This window comes from Amycolatopsis sp. NPDC052450 (genome assembly GCF_044547565.1).
Taxonomy (GTDB): Bacteria; Actinomycetota; Actinomycetes; order Mycobacteriales; family Pseudonocardiaceae; genus Amycolatopsis.
On the sequence record NZ_JBIUAQ010000011.1, the window covers coordinates 143,573 to 159,677 of the forward strand.

Consider the following 16,105-nt stretch of genomic DNA (forward strand, 5'->3'; position numbering starts at 1 on the left):
ACCTCGCCATGAGCCTGAACATCCTCGCGGGCCGCCTGGGCGATATGGGAAGGCACGAAGCTGGCCTCGAGGCCATCACCGAAGCCGTCACGATCCGACGCCGACTGGCCGAACAGCGCCCCGACGCCTTCCTCCCCGACCTCGCCATGAGCCTGAACAACCTCGCGAACAGACTGGGCGCCCTGGGACGACGGGAAGAAGCACTCGAAGCCGCCACCGAAGCCGTCAAGACCCACCGCCGACTGGCCGAACAGCACCCCGACGCCTTCCTCCCCAACCTCGCCACAAGCCTCCATAACCTCGCGATCAGCCTTGGTGCCCTAGGGCGACGGGAAGAAGCACTCGAGGCCATCACCGAAGCTGTCACGGCTCACCGTCAACTAGCCGAACAGCGCCCCGAAGTGCACCTTAAAGATCTTGATCTGTCTCGGAGAGTTCTGGCCTGGATAACCGACGAACTACCCATCTCCCCTCAAACAGAAGGCAAAACAGCGCCCTAAGCCGCACAAAGTTGAGGTGACCACACAACCCAATGCGCCAACCCCTGCCTTGCAAAAGTGCTGGTCAGTGACATAAGGGGTGTTTACCGCTGGTTGGCGTGAACTAGGGCGTGCCTGAACTGGCTTGTTTGGATGCTCCCGACTGAGGTTCGCACCCATCGTGGCTCCCATTGATCAACTACAGCCTCAGGTGGTCGGCGATTGATCCGCAGCTGTGACCACGAATCGGCCGTATGACGCCCTCCGACGTGAGTCCACGGTCTTTACCATCGGTACTGGCACTGCCCCTTATTGGACAGGGTCTTCGTCTCGCCGCGACACGCCGAAGAACAAGTTTTGCCCGACACGCCGTGCAAACTTAGACAAAGTTCTCCACAGGTCGCCCATAGGTCCTGGACAGGGACTTTAGGTTGTCGCCAAAGTTACCCCCAAGGTGTGAACAGCTTTCGCTCGGCCTGTGCCCAGTTCGAGAAGGTCTTCCACAAGTTATCCACAGGTCGGTCCCCAGGTCAGCTTGCGTCGGTCCAGGCAGACGCTCCACCATTTCGACCAACCGTTCGAGGGCCACGAGCCCGACACACGAGTTGCCCCTTCGTTCCGACGTGACCGGCCACGTCGGAACACCAACGCCTCGACAAGAGGCCCGTCTCCACCTGGAGATCAGCTTTGCCCAAGCACCCCGAAAGACAAAAGAAGCGCCGGGCCAGGGGTAACAGCCCTGGCCGACGCAACTTCAGCGAGCTTCATGTGCAGTACCTGAAGCTCCTTATCGTGCTCATTCCTCTGATCAGCCCGATCATGGCTCACTTCTTCAAGTGACACTCTTGGTTGCCGGGTGGAGTTGGCGCTCCACCCGGCAACAAGAGCCACCCTCCATGCTTCCTAGCCCGGTTGCAACAGTTGGGGAGGCAACAGTTCGCCACATCACTCAACGTGATTCGACCCGGTCGGCTCACTCGGCGAAGCCCTGATCAGGGAGTTAAGTAGATTGCCACGCCGGATCGGGGTCTCAGGTCTCTTCATGCGATCCACCTGAACGCGTGCGGGAAGACGTCTACTGAGACCACGAACTTGGATGCATAATCAAACGTATGCTCGATACCGGCGACACGTCATCTCCGGGGCCTCGGTATCTGCACATGGTGCGACCGGGTCGTCCTGTATGGGTGGACTTGAGCAAGCTGGTTGAGGAAATTTCCGGAACCAGGATTCTATGTTCAGAGAGGTATTTGATCTTGAGCCGCCAAGGGGGCTCGAACCCCTGACCTTCTGTTTACAAGACAGATGCTCTACCAGCTGAGCTATAGCGGCCTTGCCCAGGGCAGCCCGGGCGAGCCCAGTATATCGGCGCCCGTTCAGCTCTTCGCAGGGCGCACCCGGGGTTCGCCGGCGATGGCCCGGAAGGCGTGCGCGAACGTCACGGCGGTCGCCGGGTCGCGGCGGTCGGTGACGTAGTACCAGTTCATCCGGACGGCGTCCGGTGTCACTTCGAGGACGCCGGGGCCGTGCGAGTCGAGTTCCACGAAGCGCACGTGCGGGTTCAGCGCGCGGATCGCGGCCTCGACCTTCAGCGAGCCCGTCCGCGGCGGGACGCCGAGTTGCTCGTCGATGTTGTCCGAGGTGACCGACGGGCAGACGAACTCCACCGCGACGCTCGTCCCGTCCCGCGGTACGTCGTTCGCCCACGACGAGTGGACGTCGCCGGTCAGGAACACCGTGTTGCCCCGGCCCTGTGCGGCGATCGTGTCGAGGACCCGGCGGCGATCTTCGGTGTAACCGTCCCACTGGTCGGTGTTGACCGTGGTCGGCTGGCCGTCGAGCAGGTCGCCGAGCGCGAGCCGTTCGCGGGTCGGCAGCGCGGGGATCTTGATCGGCGTGACCATCACCGAGTTCCCGACCAGGTTCCAGGACGCGGTCCCGCGCGCGAGGCCGTCCAGGAACCATTGCCGCTGCTCGGCGCCGAGGATGGTGCCCTCCACCGAAGCCGGGCCGGGCTGCCGGGTCCGGTACGTCCGCAGGTCCAGCATGGTGAGGTCGGCCAGCTTCCCGAACTTCAGCCGCCGGTACAGCCGGTCGCCGCGATGCCGCACCGGCATCCATTCGAAGTACGCCCGGTGCGCGGCCCGCATCCGGTCGTGCCAGTCGCCCTCGGTCGCCGGATCGTGTGACGGCGACCCGCCGGACCAGGCGTTGTCGGCGGCCTCGTGGTCGTCCCAGGTCGCGACCATCGGGTGGCGGGCGTGGAGCCGCCGGAGGTGCTCGTCGGTCTTGTACATCGCGTGGCGTTGCCGGTAGTCCGAGAGGGTGATCAACTCGTTGGGCGGTACCGAGGGCCGAAGATCACCCGCAGGGTTGGGATTCCCTTCGTAGAGGTAGTCACCCAGGTGAATGAAGGCGTCCAGGTCGTCACGGTCGGCCAAATAGCCGTAGGGGGCGAAGTGACCGACAGCCCAGTTCGCACACGAGACGACGCCGAACTGCAGGCTCGCGACGTCTTCATCGTGCGAAGGCGCGGTGCGCGTCCGCCCGGTTTGCGAGACCTTCCCTTGAGCCGTGAAGCGGTACCAGTACGCCGTCGACGCGCACAGTCCTTCCGCTGTCACTTTCACCGTGTGGTCACGTTCCGGCCCGGTCCGGAGGTGACCGCGAGCGACGACGCCGTCGAATCCGGCGTCCTTCGCCACCTCCCACCGGACGTCCACCGGCGCCCCTTTTCCGGATCCCGGAACCGCCTCGGCCGAGGGCGTGACCCGGGTCCAGAGGAGCACCGAATCGGGCATCGGGTCGCCGGAGGCCACGCCGTGCGCGAAAACCGGGGCCTCCGCCCCGCTAGATGCCCCCGAAAGGGTGAATGTCGCCGCTGTTCCGGCCGCCGTGAAACCGGCCGCGCGAAGGACGGATCGCCTGCTCACGGAGGACGCCATGACATGGAGTGTGCCGCATACCGACCGAGTGACGATGATCTTCCTTTGAAGTGGTGGACGCCACTTCAGGTTTCCTGCAACGGTCGGGCCGCCGCCCCCGATGCTCCTCGGGAATGTACCGGCGAAGAGAGTGAGGAGGTGGATCGATCATGAAGATCAACGAGCACACCAAGGGGGCCCAGCGCGGCGAACGCGGTGTCGAAAAGAACCAGGACGAAACACCCGAACGTGGCGAATGGCTGTTGGAGGCCCCGCGCCAGCGTGACGGAGAGCGATCGATCCACCAGGCCCGCTCGCACCGGCCGAATCTGCTGCGCCGCCGTGCCTGGCAGATCCTCGAAGCCCCGACGGCCGAGCAGCCCGCTGTCGAGAGCGACGAGGCGATGGGCCCGAAGCCGCCCGACGACTCGACGGTCAACTTCGTCCTGGACCTCGCCCTGCGCATCGGCGAGGTCCAGATGTCGAGCGGCGCCGGTGCCTCCGACGTCACCGCGACGATCATCGCGCTGACCTCCGCGCTCGGCCTTCCGCACTGCGAGGTCGACGTGATCTTCACGTCGATCACGGTGACCTGCCACCGCGGTACCGACATGGCACCGGTGACGGCGCTGCGCGTGGTCCGTTCGCGCAGCCTCGACTACACGCGGCTCACCCAGACGGAGACGCTGGTCCGCCGGATCGTCCGCGGGAACATCGCCGCCGAAGAGGCGCAGCAGGAACTCCAGCGGTTCACGACCGCGCCGCACCCGTACCCCCGTTGGGTGGCCACGGCCGCCTGGGGCGGGCTGGCCGCGTTCATCACCCTGATCCTCGGCGGCAGCATCGACGTCGCGCTGGTCGCGCTCGTGATCAGCGCGGTCATCGACCGGCTCGGCCGTTTCCTCAACCGCTTCGCGCTGCCGTTCTTCTTCCAGCAGGTGATCGGCGGCCTGGTCGCGACCCTGTCGGCGATGGCGATAGTCAGCAGCGATCTGCTCACCACGGACAAACCCACGCTGGTCGTCGCGGCGGCCGTCACCGTGCTGCTGTCCGGTCTTTCCACGGTCTCCGCCGTGCAGGACGCCATCACCGGCTACTACGTCACGGCGGCCGGGCGCACGACGGAAACCGCGTTGATGAGTGCCGGGCTGATCGCCGGGGTGGTGCTCGCGCTGAAGATCGCGGTGCTGCTCGGCCTGCCGCTGACACCGCTGCCCGAGGTCGTCTCCTCGACGCCGCAGCAGCTTCCGATCATCATCATCGGCAGCGTCGGCGCGTCGGCCTGCTTCGCGCTCGCCTCGTATTCGACGCTGCGCGCGATGATCGTCGCCGGTGCGGCCGGCGCCATCGGCGGCGCGGTGTACGGCGCCTTGATGCTGACGGACTTCCAGGCCGTCAGTTCGTCCGCCGTCGCCGCCACGCTGGTCGGTTTCTGCGGTGGCGTGCTCGCCAGGCGGCTCAAGGTGACGCCGCTCGTGGTGGCTGTGTCCGGCATCACGCCCCTCCTCCCCGGCCTCTCCACCTATCGTGGTCTATACCAATTGGGCGTCGAGCCCGGCGGGAACATCTCGACGCTGATGACCGCGGTCGCGATCGGGCTTGCCCTGGCAGCGGGCGTGGTACTCGGCGAATACCTCGCGCAACCGGTGCGGACGGGGCTCGGCAGGCTCGAACGCAAGTTCGCCGGGCCACGGATGGCGGGTCCGATGGAACCCGCCGAACGACGCTTGGAGTGATCGCTCGCCGACGGGCCGCGGCCTCCTCGCGCGATAGGGTTTCCGCTTAGGGCAGCGACCCGCGAATCGAGGGAGCGGCTGGTGGACGAAGTGATTGCCGAGACGAGCAGAACGGCCTCCGCGGATTTCGTGGTGGTGGCGAACAGGCTCCCGGTGGACCTCGAACGGACCGCCGACGGGAGCAGGCGCTGGACGGCGAGCCCTGGCGGGCTGGTGTCGGCGCTCGAACCGTTCCTGCGCTCACGCAAGGGCGCCTGGGTCGGCTGGCCCGGCGTGCCCGACGTCGAGGTCGAGGAGTTCGACGACGACGGCTTGGTCCTCCACCCGGTCTCCCTGACCTCGGACGACGTCCGCGACTACTACGAAGGCTTCTCCAACGCGACGCTCTGGCCGCTGTACCACGACGTGGTGGCCAGGCCGGTGTTCGACCGGAGCTGGTGGGAGTCCTACGTCCGGGTGAACCGGCGCTTCGCCGAGGCGAGCGCGAAGGTCGCCGCCGAGGGCGCGACCGTGTGGATCCAGGACTACCAGTTGCAGCTGGTACCGGCGATGCTCCGCGAACTGCGCCCCGACCTGCGGATCGGCTTCTTCCTGCACATCCCGTTCCCCCCGGTCGAGTTGTTCATGCAGATGCCGTGGCGGACCGAGATCGTCCGCGGGCTGGTCGGGGCCGACCTCGTCGGCTTCCACCGGCCGGGTGGCGCGCAGAACTTCCTCTGGCTGGCGCGGCAGCTGGCCGGTCTCGAATCCAGCCGCGGCGCGGTCGGCATCCGCACCCGCCCCGGTCTGATGCAGGTCGGCGACCGCACCGTGCGGGTCGGCGCGTTCCCGATCTCCATCGACGCCATCGGCCTCGACAAACTCGCCAAGACCAAGGGCGTCGCCGAACGCGCCGCCCAGCTGCGCCGCGACTTGGGCAATCCGAAGAAGGTCCTGCTCGGCGTCGACAGGCTCGACTACACGAAGGGCATCGACCTGCGGTTGCAGGCGCTGCACGAGTTGCTGCACGAAGGCCGCGTCCGCCCGGAGGACGTCACGTTCGTCCAGCTGGCCACGCCGAGCCGCGAGCGCGTCGAGCACTACCAGCGGATGCGCGGCGACATCGAGCAGATGGTCGGCAGGATCAACGGCGAATTCGCCCGCGTGGGTCACCCGGTCGTGCACTATCTGCATCAGTCCGTGAACCGGACGGAGCTGGCCGCGTTCTTCTCCGCGGCCGACGTCATGGTGGTCACTCCTTTGCGTGACGGGATGAACCTCGTCTGCAAGGAGTACGTCGCCTGCCGCCACGACCTGGGTGGCGCGCTCGTGCTCTCGGAATTCGCCGGCGCCGCGGCGGAGCTGACCAGTGCACTCCTGGTCAACCCCCATGACCTGGACGGGGTGAAGAACGCCTTGGAGACTGCCATTACGCTCGACCCCGCAGAGGGACGCCGCCGTATGCGCGCCATGCGTCGACAGGTCCTCACGCATGACGTCGACCGCTGGGCGCGCTCGTTCCTTCAGGCGCTCGGTGCCGAACCGGCCGACTGATTCCCCCATACCCCGCTTAGCTCCGAGGAGAAATCGTTGACCGCCGAGGCACTGCCCGCCGAGCTGAGGCGCGCGATTGTCCAGGTCGCGCGCACGCCGCGGCTGCTGGTCGCCTGCGACTACGACGGCACGCTCGCTCCGATCACGGCCAATCCGGACGAAGCCCGGCCGCTGCCCGAATCGGTAGGCGCGCTCAGGTCGCTGGCCGGCCTGCACGAGACGACCACCGCGGTCATCTCCGGCCGTGCGCTGCGCGATCTCGCCACCCTGTCCCGTCTCCCGGCCGAGGTGAACCTGGTCGGCAGCCACGGATCCGAGTTCGACATCGGCTTCATCCACGCGCTCGACGACAAGGCCCGCGAGCTCCACAGGCGGCTTGAAGCCGAGCTGGAGAACCTGGTGCTCGACGTGCCGGGCGTCTCGCTCGAGGTCAAGCCCGCGAGCATCGCGGTGCACGTCCGCCGGGCCGAGCACGAGGCGGGCCGCCGGGTCCTGCGCGATGTCCACAATGGACCGTCGAAGTGGGAGGGCGTGTCCACGACCGACGGCAAGGAGGTCGTCGAGCTCGCGGTCGTCCAGACGGACAAGGGCCGCGCGCTGGACACCCTGCGTCACCAGGTCGGCGCGACGGCGGCGGTCTTCCTCGGCGACGACGTCACCGACGAGAAGGCGTTCGCCCGGATCTCCGGCCCGGACCTCGGCGTGAAGGTCGGCGACGGGGAAAGCCTCGCGCAGTACCGCGTTCCGGACACCGTCGACGTCGCGATGGCGCTCGCCTTCCTCCTCGAAGAGCGGCGCAACTGGCTCTACGGCGAGCAGGCCCCGCCGATCGAGCGGCTTTCCATGCTGGCCAACGAACGCTCGGTCGCGCTCGTCACGCCGGACGCCCGGCTGACCTGGCTGTGCCACCCCGGCCCCGACGCGCCCGCGATCTTCGCGGATCTGCTCGGCGGCGCCGGCGCCGGTCACTTCTCGATCAAGCCGCACCGCAACGGCCTGCCGCTCGGGCAGCGTTACCTGCCGAACACGATGACGGTCGAGACCCGCTGGTCGCGGCTGCTCGTCACCGACTACCTCGAGCCGGAGAGCCCCGCGCACCGCACGGATCTCGTCCGGGTGATCTCGGGCGAGGCGGCCGCGGAGATCGTTTTCGCGCCGCGCCCCGAATTCGGTGGCGTGCCGGTGAAGCTGGTCGCCGACAAGGACGGGATCCTGGTGCAGGGCACCTCGGAACCGTTCGCGCTGCGTTCGCCGGGCGTGGAGTGGGAGATCACCTCCGACGGGATGAACGACACCGCGACGGCGCTCGTCACTCCCTCCCCGGAGAACCCGGTGGTGCTCGAACTCCGTTGCGGCACCTCGGATCTCGGTGCGCACGAACTGTCCGAAGTGGAGCGACGCTCGCGCGCGGGCGACTACTGGAGCACCTGGGCGCAGACGCTCAAACTGCCCAGCGTCCAGACCGACCTCGTCGGCCGCTCGGCGCTGACCTTGCGCGGCCTGGTCAACGCCGACACCGGCGGCGTGCTCGCGGCGGCGACGTCTTCGCTGCCGGAGGAGATCGGCGGCGTCCGCAACTGGGACTACCGCTACTGCTGGATCCGCGACGCGGCCATGACCGTGCGCGAACTGGTCCACCTCGGCTCGACCGAAGAGGCCGAAGGCTACCTCCGCTGGCTGCACGGCGTGCTGTCCACTTTGGCAGGCCCGGAACGGCTGCACCCGCTGTACACCTTGGCGGGCAGCGTGATCGGTGCCGAAGCGGTCATCGAATCGCTGCCGGGATACGCCGGTTCGCGGCCGGTCCGCGTCGGCAACCTCGCGAACCACCAGGTGCAGCTGGACGTTTTCGGCCCGGTCGTCGAACTCGTGCAGACCCTGGCGGAGGCGCGCGGCGAACTGCGCGACGAGGACTGGCAGATGGTGCGCGCGATGGCCGAGGCCGTCACGCGGCGCTGGAACGAGCCGGACCACGGCATCTGGGAGGAGCGGCACGTGCCGCGCCACCGGGTGTACTCGCGGGTGATGTGCTGGGTGACCATCGACAGGGCGATCAAACTGGGCGAGGTCTACGGCCGGGCGGTGCCGGGCGCGTGGCCCTCGCTGCGTGACGAGATCGCCGCGGACGTGCTGGACAAGGGCTGGAACGAAGAGGTCCAGGCCTTCACCACCGCCTACGACGGAACAGACCTCGACGCCGCTTCGCTGTTCGTCGGGCTGACCGGGCTGATCGACCCGGCCGACCCGCGCTTCCAGTCCACGGTGACCGCGATCGAGGCGGAACTGCGCAGTGGATCCACTGTGTACCGTTACCGCCGCGACGACGGCCTCCCCGGCGGCGAGGGTGGCTTCCACATCTGCGCGGCCTGGCTCATCGAGGCGTACCTGCTCACCGGGCGGCGCACCGAGGCCGAGGAACTGTTCACGCAGATCGTCGACGCCGCCGGCCCGACCGGTCTGCTGCCCGAGCAGTTCGACCCGATCGCGGAACGCTCGCTGGGCAACCACCCGCAGGCGTACTCGCACATCGGGCTGATCCGCTGCGCGAACCTGCTTTCCCGGTAGCCCGCTCAAATATCAGGAAAGGGTCGTTCAGGACGTTTTTCGTCCTGAACGACCCTTTCCTGACGTTCGGTGGCACCCGAAGCGCGTGAATTGGAGGCGTCGCGCCGGCTGCTGTCCAAGGGGTCGTGGCCTTCGCCTTCTCGGGAGAACGAAAGTCACAGACGAACAGCCGGCGCGACGGGTCTTGAGGGAGCGGTCAGGTCCCGCTGATCAGGCGCAGGGCCAGGTCGGGGCTGAACTGACCGGCTTCGACGTTCGGCGCGATACCGCATTTGCCGTCGGAGTCACCCGGCACCTTGACCCACAGCAGCATCTCGGCGCCGCCGCCGGTCTGCGAGGTCGCCCCGAGCTTGCGCCCGGCCGGGTTGCACCATTCGGAGCCGAGCGGCCCGTTGCCGTTGCGGCTCGTGTCGATCACGAACGGCTTGGTGTAGCCGTACTTGCTCGACAGCGCCGCGCTGACGGCCTTGCCGTAGTTCGCCGAGTCGGTGGTGGTCTTGTAGTTCGACACGTTGATCGCGAGACCGCGGATCGACTTCACGCCGACGGCGTTGAGCCGGTCGGCCATGGTCGCGGCCGGGATCCAGGTCGAGTTGCCGCCGTCCATGTACGCCCAGGTGTTCGGGGCCTTCGCGGCGAACTGCTCCGCGGCGTACTTGAGCAGGTCGAGGCGGGTCTGGCGCTCACCGGCGGGCAGGCAGTCGACCTGCGCGAGCGCGTCCGGCTCGATGACGACGACCGCGGGTTTGCCGCCGATGCCGTCGGCGAAGTTCGAGATCCAGGTGCGGTACGCCTCCGGGCTGCCAGCGCCGCCACCGGAGTGACCGCCGCAGTCGCGACCGGGGATGTTGTAGGCGACCAGGATCGGCAGCTTGTCCGCGACGTCGGCGGCGTAGGTGTAGCCGTCGACGGCCGTCTTGATGTTCCCGCTCCAGTTGCCGAACCAGCGCGCGCCCGCCTTCGTGGAGATGGCGGCCTTGATCTTGTCGGCGGTGCTGCCCGGGTTGTTCTTCACCCAGGCGGCGGGGTTGGAGTTCGGGTCGACGTAGAAGCCGTTGGTCTTCTCAAGGGGGTTGCCGTCGGCGGCGTGGGCCGGGGCGGCGATGAGGGCCAGCAACGAGGCGGCCACCAGACCGAGCGTCTTGATGCGCATGATCACCAGCTTCGGGCCCGCCCGTACAAGATTCGTACAACCCGGCCATTCGGCACCTGCTTGCGGCGCGAAGTGTCGCAAGCAGGTGCCGAATGGCGAAGGGGTCAGGCCGAGTAGCCCTTCGGCGGGATCAGGGTGGCGAGCTGGTTGAAGGTGAGCCAGTAGATCTGGTTGCCGCCGAAGTTGGCCGGGTCGGCGATCTTCACCGTCATGTTGTCGCTGTTGTAGCCGATGATCGTGAAGTAGTGGTAGATCGTGTAGTTCGGGTAGCCCGGCGGGTGGTTGTTCGCCGGGGCGACGATGTTCGCGACGATCGCGTAGCCCTTGTCGACGTCCAGCACGATGTCGCGCCACAGGAGGTCGCGCTGCGCCTGGGTCGGCGGGTCGTTCGGCATCTCCTTGGTCTCGTACCAGCCACCGGCGACGTGGTTGTTGAGGACGCGGGTGACCTGCCCGATCCAGTCGGTGCCGTTGGTGCTGGTCGGGAGCTCGTTCGCGAGCTGCTGCTGGCTCGGCGGGTTGCCGTTCTTCGCCGAGATGGCGATGCGGGTGGCTGCCGGGCCGCACCAGTACCCGGTCTCCTGGATCTGGTACTGGATGTTGAGCTCCGCGGCGGCCCTGACCCCTTCGACCTTGGCTGGCGGCGCCATCGCATTCACGAAGCCGGGCGCGGGTACGACGTTCTCACCTTGAGCGACGGCCACCGCCGGAGCGGTGATCAGTGCGGACACCGCGAGCGCGGCGACGACCGCGGTCCTGAGTCGACGCATGGTAATCCTTCCCCAGTTTCACTTCGGATCGGTGAATAGTGAACAGGATCGCCCGTGACGAGGCTTTTGTCTGCCGTCTCATCCGCGCCGCCCCCGATCGGCCCACGACGAAAGTAGGATCGGATGAACGCTCATGGGTTCATCGGGCAATAGCGATCGTGCAGGTGATGAAAGACGATCACGAGCAGGCCGGCACGCGTGGACTGGACAGGCCGGATCTCGGCGGTCCCGACCCCGCGCCCGCCTTCGGCATGCTCTTCGACGCCCACGCGGCCCCGCTGCAGCGCTACCTCGCGCGCCGCGTCGGCACCGAGACCGCGCACGACCTCGTCGCCGAGACGTTCCTCGTGGCGCTCCGGAGGCGGGAGACGTACCGCCCGGAGGCCGGGACGGCGCGGGCTTGGCTGTACGGCATCGCGACGAATCTGCTGCGGCACCACGTCCGCACGGAGACCCGGGCGCTCACCGCGACGGCCCGGCTCGCGGCCGCCGGCCAGACGGTCTCGGCCGGGCACGACGGCCGGGTCGCCGAGCGGGTCGACGCGCAGTCCCGCGCGGCCCAGCTGGCGGGCGCGCTGGCCGAACTGAGCGTCGCGGACCGGGACACCCTGCTGCTGGTCTCCTGGGCGGGGCTGGAACCCGGCGAGGTCGCCGAGGCGCTGGGGATTCCCGCGGGGACGGTGAGATCGCGGCTGCACCGGATCCGGAGATGGCTGCGCGCCAACGCGCCGGAGTCCACAAAGGACAACTCGAGTCACGAGGAGGAGGGTGAAAGTGCACGGCGGTAGCATCAGGAAGGTGTGGTCCGAGGCCGAACTCGACGAGGCGCTGGCCGGCCTCCACGCGGAACCGGAAACCCGGCAGGACGAACTGTCCCGCGCCAGGGCATCGCTCCTGCGGGCCGCCGGCGATGTCGAGGACGAACTCCTCCCCGTGACCGCGCCCCCGGTGAAGAAGCGGCCGGGCTCGTGGCGGTGGATCGCGGCCGCGGCGGCCGCGGCGCTGGTGTCCGGCGGCGGGATCGTGGCGACGAACGTCTTCACCGCCGACGACGGCCCGGATCCCGCGGCCCACTCGGCCCTCACCCGGGGCGAAGACGCGCTCGAAGCCCTCCACGGCGACGACTTCGCGATCCGGGACGGCCAGTACCGGCTCGTCACCGAATCCACTTGGACCACGCACGTCACCAAGACCGGGCTCGTCTACCAAACCCACGAGATCCTCGAACGATGGCTGCCGCCGCACAGCCGGAAGCCGGCCAAGACGCGCTTCACCGGAACCGGTGAGATCCGGTGGGTCAAGGGCGACTACCAGACGGCCATGTCCTACGGCGAAGCGCTTCCGGGCCCGTCGTCCCACGTCACCGTGGATGAGGCGAAGCCGCCGCGAACCACCACCACGTCACCGGTGCCTCCGCCGTCGAAAACCTCCGAGGCGCTGCCGCCCGTCCCTTCCTTGGATCGGCTGCCGTCGAAAAGCGGGTGGACCAACCCCACCCCTGAGTTCCTCGCGGAACTGCCCACCGATCCGGCCAAGCTGTCCGAGCGACTCCGCCGCGACGGCCTCTGGCCGGACGGCCGCTCACCGGAGCAGCCGAACTCGGCGCCCGAGATGTTCGAGATGGCCTTCAACGTCCTCCGGTCTTCCCAGGGCTTCGGCGCACTACGGGTGGCACTGTGCAAAGCGCTCGCGAGGATGCCCGGCATCGCCGTGGAAAGCGCGGCCGGTCCCGGCGGACGGCCCGCGGTGTCCTTCACGGTCGCGTTGCCGGACCAGACGCGCACGTTCGTCGTCGACCGGGCCACGGCGGCCGTCACCGGGAACCGCGCCGTCCGGTCCAACGACCAGAACGAGGGCTGGCCGGGGCTGACCTTGTTCGACACGACGATCTCGGTGGTGATCACCGACGACGGCGGCCCCGAGCCTCGCTAGCGCGCGTGCTTGGCGGCGTTGAGCGCGCTTCCGACGTCCGACACCTCCAGCACCCGGATCCCCGGCGGGATCTTGCCGGAGTCCGGCGGCACCAGCGCGTAGGTGAAGCCGAGCCGGGCGGCCTCCGCGAGCCGCCGCCCGACGCTCGGCACCCGCCGGACCTCACCCGACAGCCCGACCTCGCCCATCGCGACGAGTTTGGGCGAGAGCGGCGTGTCCCTCGCGGAGGAGATCAGGGCCAGCACCACCGCGAGGTCGATGCCGGGTTCGGTGATCTTCATGCCGCCGACCGTCGCCACGTAGACGTCCTTGTCGCCGACCTTGATGTTCGCCCGCTTCTCGACCACGGCCAGCACCATCGCGACGCGCGCCGAATCGAGACCGCTCACCGCGCGCCGCGGCTGCGGCGACTGGGTCGCCGAAACCAGCGCCTGCACCTCGCCGAGCAGTGGCCGCTTGCCCTCCATGGTCACCGTGACCGCGGTGCCCGCGACCGGCTCCGCCGTGTGGCTGAGGAACAACCCCGACGGGTCGGGCACGCCGACGATGCCTTCCTCGACCAGTTCGAAGCAGCCGATCTCGTCGGCGGCGCCGAACCGGTTCTTGATCCCGCGCAGCATCCGCAGCGTCGAATGCTTGTCGCCCTCGAACTGCAGGACGACGTCGACCAGGTGCTCCAGCACGCGCGGCCCGGCGACCGAACCGTCCTTCGTGACGTGCCCGACCAGCACGATCGGCAGCCCGCGCTCCTTGGCGAGCGCGACCAGCCCGGCGGTGACCGCGCGGACCTGCGTGACCCCACCCGGCGCGCCCTCCACCTGTGGCGAGGCCATGGTCTGGACCGAGTCGACGATCAGCACCCCCGGCTTGACCGCGTCGACGTGGCCGAGGATCGCGGAGAGATCACTCTCGGCCGCGAGGAACATCTCGTCGTGGACGTTGCCGGTGCGCTCGGCGCGCAGCCGCACCTGCCCCGCAGACTCCTCACCGGTGACGTACAGCGCGCGGCCCGCGGTGGACGCCCACTGATAGGCGACCTCCAGCAGGAGGGTCGACTTGCCGACACCGGGCTCACCGGCGAGCAGGATCACCGCGCCCGGCACGAAGCCGCCGCCGAGCACCCGGTCCAGTTCGGAGACTCCGGTGGGCTTGGCCCGCGCCGTCTCGACGTCGACCTCGCCGATCGGGCGCGCCGGGGCACTGGGCGCGCCGGCCGCGACCCTGGCTATCGCGGGACGGGCGTCGCCGCGCTCCTCGAGCGTTCCCCACGCCTGACATTCCGGGCAGCGCCCGACCCACTTCGGCGCCTCGTACCCGCATTCGCCGCAGCGGTAGGTACTGCCTTTCTTGACCACCCCGCGAGGCTAGCGGCCCCCACCGACAAACCCGGGCAACGACGGGCTGAAGGGGACTTTCCCCGCATGTGACGCAGCGAAGGGGCCCTTCACCGCTTGAGATGCGGTGAAGGGCCCCTTCGGCTCGGCTACGGGACTAGTGCCCGCCGCCCTTGGCTTCCTTCTCGGGCGCGGGCGCCCGGCTGCCCGGGTGCGACGGCGCCGCGACCGGCAGGTCCAGCGTGATCGAACCGGAGTTCTTGAAGACGAAGGTGACCTTGATCGTCTGGCCCGCCCACACCGGCTGCTTCAACCCCTGCAGCACGACCGTGGCCTTGCCCACCTGATCCGGCGCGTTGGACGCCTCCGGGCCCGCGGACGGCGTGACCGTCCCGGCGACACTCGACGACGGGGCGCCCGGCTCACTGCTCGACGGCGCGCCCGAGGACGACGCCGGCGCGGAGGACGGCGCACTCGTCGGAGCGACCTCCTTGGTCGACTCGACCGCGTCGGACGGGCCGATCACCAGCGCGTGGCTCGAGACGATGACCTTGGCCCCGGTGATCTTGGCGTCGCCGGTGGCGGCCTCGGAGGACACCGAGACGAGCTCGTCGTCCTGCTTGCCCTGGTTCACGATGGTCAGCGTCAGCGGCGCGGCGGCACCGGCGGGGTACGCCTGACCCTCGGCGGGGAACTGGAGCGCGGCGTTCCGCAGCACCAGGTCCTTCGCCTGCGCGTACGTCCCGTTGACCGCGGGCTGCTGCGAGTCGGTCTGGGTGATCTGACCAGCACCGCAGCCGGCGAGCACGAGCGCGGCGCCGAGCGCCAGCACACCTGCGCCGAACACGCGACGATTCTGCAGCCTCACGTCGGAGTCCTTCCATCTCACGGCCTCTTCACCGCGAAGACTAGCCGGGCGCCTTCGCGACCGGAGAACCCGGTGCGTGTTGACACGCCACCAATGCGGTGACGTGCCCAAGATCAACCGTCCACAAAGGATTTGGAAATCGTTCGCTTCTCACCAGCGTGAGCATGGGCGAATTGGGTTTGTCAACCCCCGGGCGGACCACCGCCAGGCCGCTGACCTGCGACGACGATCGCGGGCCGCTAGGTGGGCCTCGTCGGCACGTGCTAAGATGAATTCAGCGAAAGGGGCAGAGGACACATGGTTTTCAAGGTCGGAGAGACCGTCGTCTACCCGCACCACGGTGCCGCACTCATCGAAGCCATCGAGACCCGCGTGATCAAGGGCGAGGAGAAGAAGTACCTCGTCCTCAAAGTCGCGCAAGGGGATCTTACGGTTCGCGTGCCCGCTGACAACGCCGAGATCGTCGGTGTTCGTGATGTCGTCGGGCAAGAAGGACTGGACAAGGTTTTCGACGTTCTGCGTGCTCCGCACACCGAAGAGCCCACGAACTGGTCTCGTCGGTACAAGGCCAACCTCGAGAAGCTCGCCTCCGGCGATGTGAACAAGGTGGCCGAAGTGGTGCGCGACCTCTGGCGGCGAGAGAAGGACCGCGGACTTTCAGCCGGTGAGAAGCGCATGCTGGCGAAGGCGCGGCAAATTCTGGTCAGCGAGCTGGCGCTCGCGGAGGGCACCGACGAGGACAAGGCTGAAGTCCTCCTCGACGAAGTTCTGGAAACCGCGGCAGTCTGAACCGGCGGGTGTCCCACGCCAG

The 16,105-nt window shown here is 68.3% G+C and carries 12 protein-coding genes and 1 tRNA gene; 7 read left to right on the forward strand and 6 right to left on the reverse strand.

Features of this window, described 5'->3' with window-relative positions:
* On the forward strand, window positions 1–500 hold a 500-nt coding region (locus tag ACIHAO_RS20355; protein ID WP_396559987.1), incomplete at its 5' end, for a tetratricopeptide repeat protein.
* Between the two features lie 1,238 nt (window positions 501–1,738).
* On the opposite strand, the gene ACIHAO_RS20360 is transcribed toward ACIHAO_RS20355, so the two are convergent.
* Both ACIHAO_RS20360 and ACIHAO_RS20365 read right to left on the reverse strand, forming a co-directional pair.
* Window positions 1,739–1,811 (reverse strand) — tRNA-Thr (locus tag ACIHAO_RS20360).
* Window positions 1,812–1,855: 44 nt separating this feature from the next.
* Window positions 1,856–3,424, reverse strand: coding sequence for an alkaline phosphatase D family protein (locus ACIHAO_RS20365; protein WP_396559989.1), 1,569 nt, complete (start codon window positions 3,422–3,424; stop codon window positions 1,856–1,858).
* Between the two features lie 149 nt (window positions 3,425–3,573).
* Here ACIHAO_RS20365 and ACIHAO_RS20370 point away from each other — a divergent pair, with 149 nt between their 5' ends.
* The 3 genes from ACIHAO_RS20370 to otsB all read left to right on the forward strand — a co-directional run bounded on the left by ACIHAO_RS20370 (window position 3,574) and on the right by otsB (window position 9,237).
* Entirely contained in the window at window positions 3,574–5,139 is a 1,566-nt protein-coding gene (locus ACIHAO_RS20370) for a threonine/serine exporter ThrE family protein (protein WP_396559991.1), read from the forward strand.
* Between the two features lie 81 nt (window positions 5,140–5,220).
* On the forward strand, window positions 5,221–6,672 hold the full coding sequence (locus ACIHAO_RS20375) for a trehalose-6-phosphate synthase (RefSeq protein WP_396559993.1): 1,452 nt from the start codon (window positions 5,221–5,223) through the stop codon (window positions 6,670–6,672).
* A 36-nt stretch (window positions 6,673–6,708) separates the two neighbouring features.
* On the forward strand, window positions 6,709–9,237 hold the full coding sequence (gene otsB / locus ACIHAO_RS20380) for a trehalose-phosphatase (RefSeq protein WP_396559995.1): 2,529 nt from the start codon (window positions 6,709–6,711) through the stop codon (window positions 9,235–9,237).
* 196 nt (window positions 9,238–9,433) lie between these two features.
* On the opposite strand, the gene ACIHAO_RS20385 is transcribed toward otsB, so the two are convergent.
* Window positions 9,434–10,390 (reverse strand): glycoside hydrolase family 6 protein, encoded by a 957-nt coding sequence (locus ACIHAO_RS20385; RefSeq protein ID WP_125791268.1) that lies wholly within the window; start codon window positions 10,388–10,390, stop codon window positions 9,434–9,436.
* A 104-nt stretch (window positions 10,391–10,494) separates the two neighbouring features.
* Window positions 10,495–11,160, reverse strand: a complete 666-nt coding sequence (locus ACIHAO_RS20390; RefSeq protein WP_396559998.1) for a C39 family peptidase — start codon at window positions 11,158–11,160, stop codon at window positions 10,495–10,497.
* A gap of 158 nt (window positions 11,161–11,318) precedes the next feature.
* Here ACIHAO_RS20390 and ACIHAO_RS20395 point away from each other — a divergent pair, with 158 nt between their 5' ends.
* Together ACIHAO_RS20395 and ACIHAO_RS20400 are read left to right on the forward strand one after the other, a co-directional pair.
* Window positions 11,319–11,948 (forward strand): RNA polymerase sigma factor, encoded by a 630-nt coding sequence (locus tag ACIHAO_RS20395; protein WP_396560000.1) that lies wholly within the window; start codon window positions 11,319–11,321, stop codon window positions 11,946–11,948.
* Window positions 11,935–13,092, forward strand: a complete 1,158-nt coding sequence (locus tag ACIHAO_RS20400) for a CU044_5270 family protein (protein WP_396560002.1) — start codon at window positions 11,935–11,937, stop codon at window positions 13,090–13,092. Before ACIHAO_RS20395 ends, ACIHAO_RS20400 begins: the two co-directional genes overlap by 14 nt.
* On the opposite strand, the gene radA is transcribed toward ACIHAO_RS20400, so the two are convergent.
* Both radA and ACIHAO_RS20410 read right to left on the reverse strand, forming a co-directional pair.
* Window positions 13,089–14,447, reverse strand: a complete 1,359-nt coding sequence (gene radA, locus ACIHAO_RS20405; RefSeq protein WP_125786106.1) for a DNA repair protein RadA — start codon at window positions 14,445–14,447, stop codon at window positions 13,089–13,091. The two genes, ACIHAO_RS20400 and radA, sit on opposite strands and share 4 nt — an antisense overlap.
* 136 nt (window positions 14,448–14,583) lie before the next feature.
* Window positions 14,584–15,294, reverse strand: a complete 711-nt coding sequence (locus ACIHAO_RS20410; RefSeq protein WP_396560004.1) for a hypothetical protein — start codon at window positions 15,292–15,294, stop codon at window positions 14,584–14,586.
* A gap of 297 nt (window positions 15,295–15,591) precedes the next feature.
* Here ACIHAO_RS20410 and ACIHAO_RS20415 point away from each other — a divergent pair, with 297 nt between their 5' ends.
* Window positions 15,592–16,083, forward strand: a complete 492-nt coding sequence (locus ACIHAO_RS20415; protein ID WP_005165253.1) for a CarD family transcriptional regulator — start codon at window positions 15,592–15,594, stop codon at window positions 16,081–16,083.
* Window positions 16,084–16,105 lie beyond the last annotated feature (22 nt).

Coding starts and splice junctions, on each gene's coding strand:
- ACIHAO_RS20365 (WP_396559989.1), bottom strand. CDS start 3,424: ATGGCGTCCTCCGTGAGCAGGCGATCCGTCCTTCGCGCGGCCGGTTTC.
- ACIHAO_RS20370 (WP_396559991.1), top strand. CDS start 3,574: ATGAAGATCAACGAGCACACCAAGGGGGCCCAGCGCGGCGAACGCGGT.
- ACIHAO_RS20385 (WP_125791268.1), bottom strand. CDS start 10,390: ATGCGCATCAAGACGCTCGGTCTGGTGGCCGCCTCGTTGCTGGCCCTC.
- ACIHAO_RS20390 (WP_396559998.1), bottom strand. CDS start 11,160: ATGCGTCGACTCAGGACCGCGGTCGTCGCCGCGCTCGCGGTGTCCGCA.
- ACIHAO_RS20415 (WP_005165253.1), top strand. CDS start 15,592: ATGGTTTTCAAGGTCGGAGAGACCGTCGTCTACCCGCACCACGGTGCC.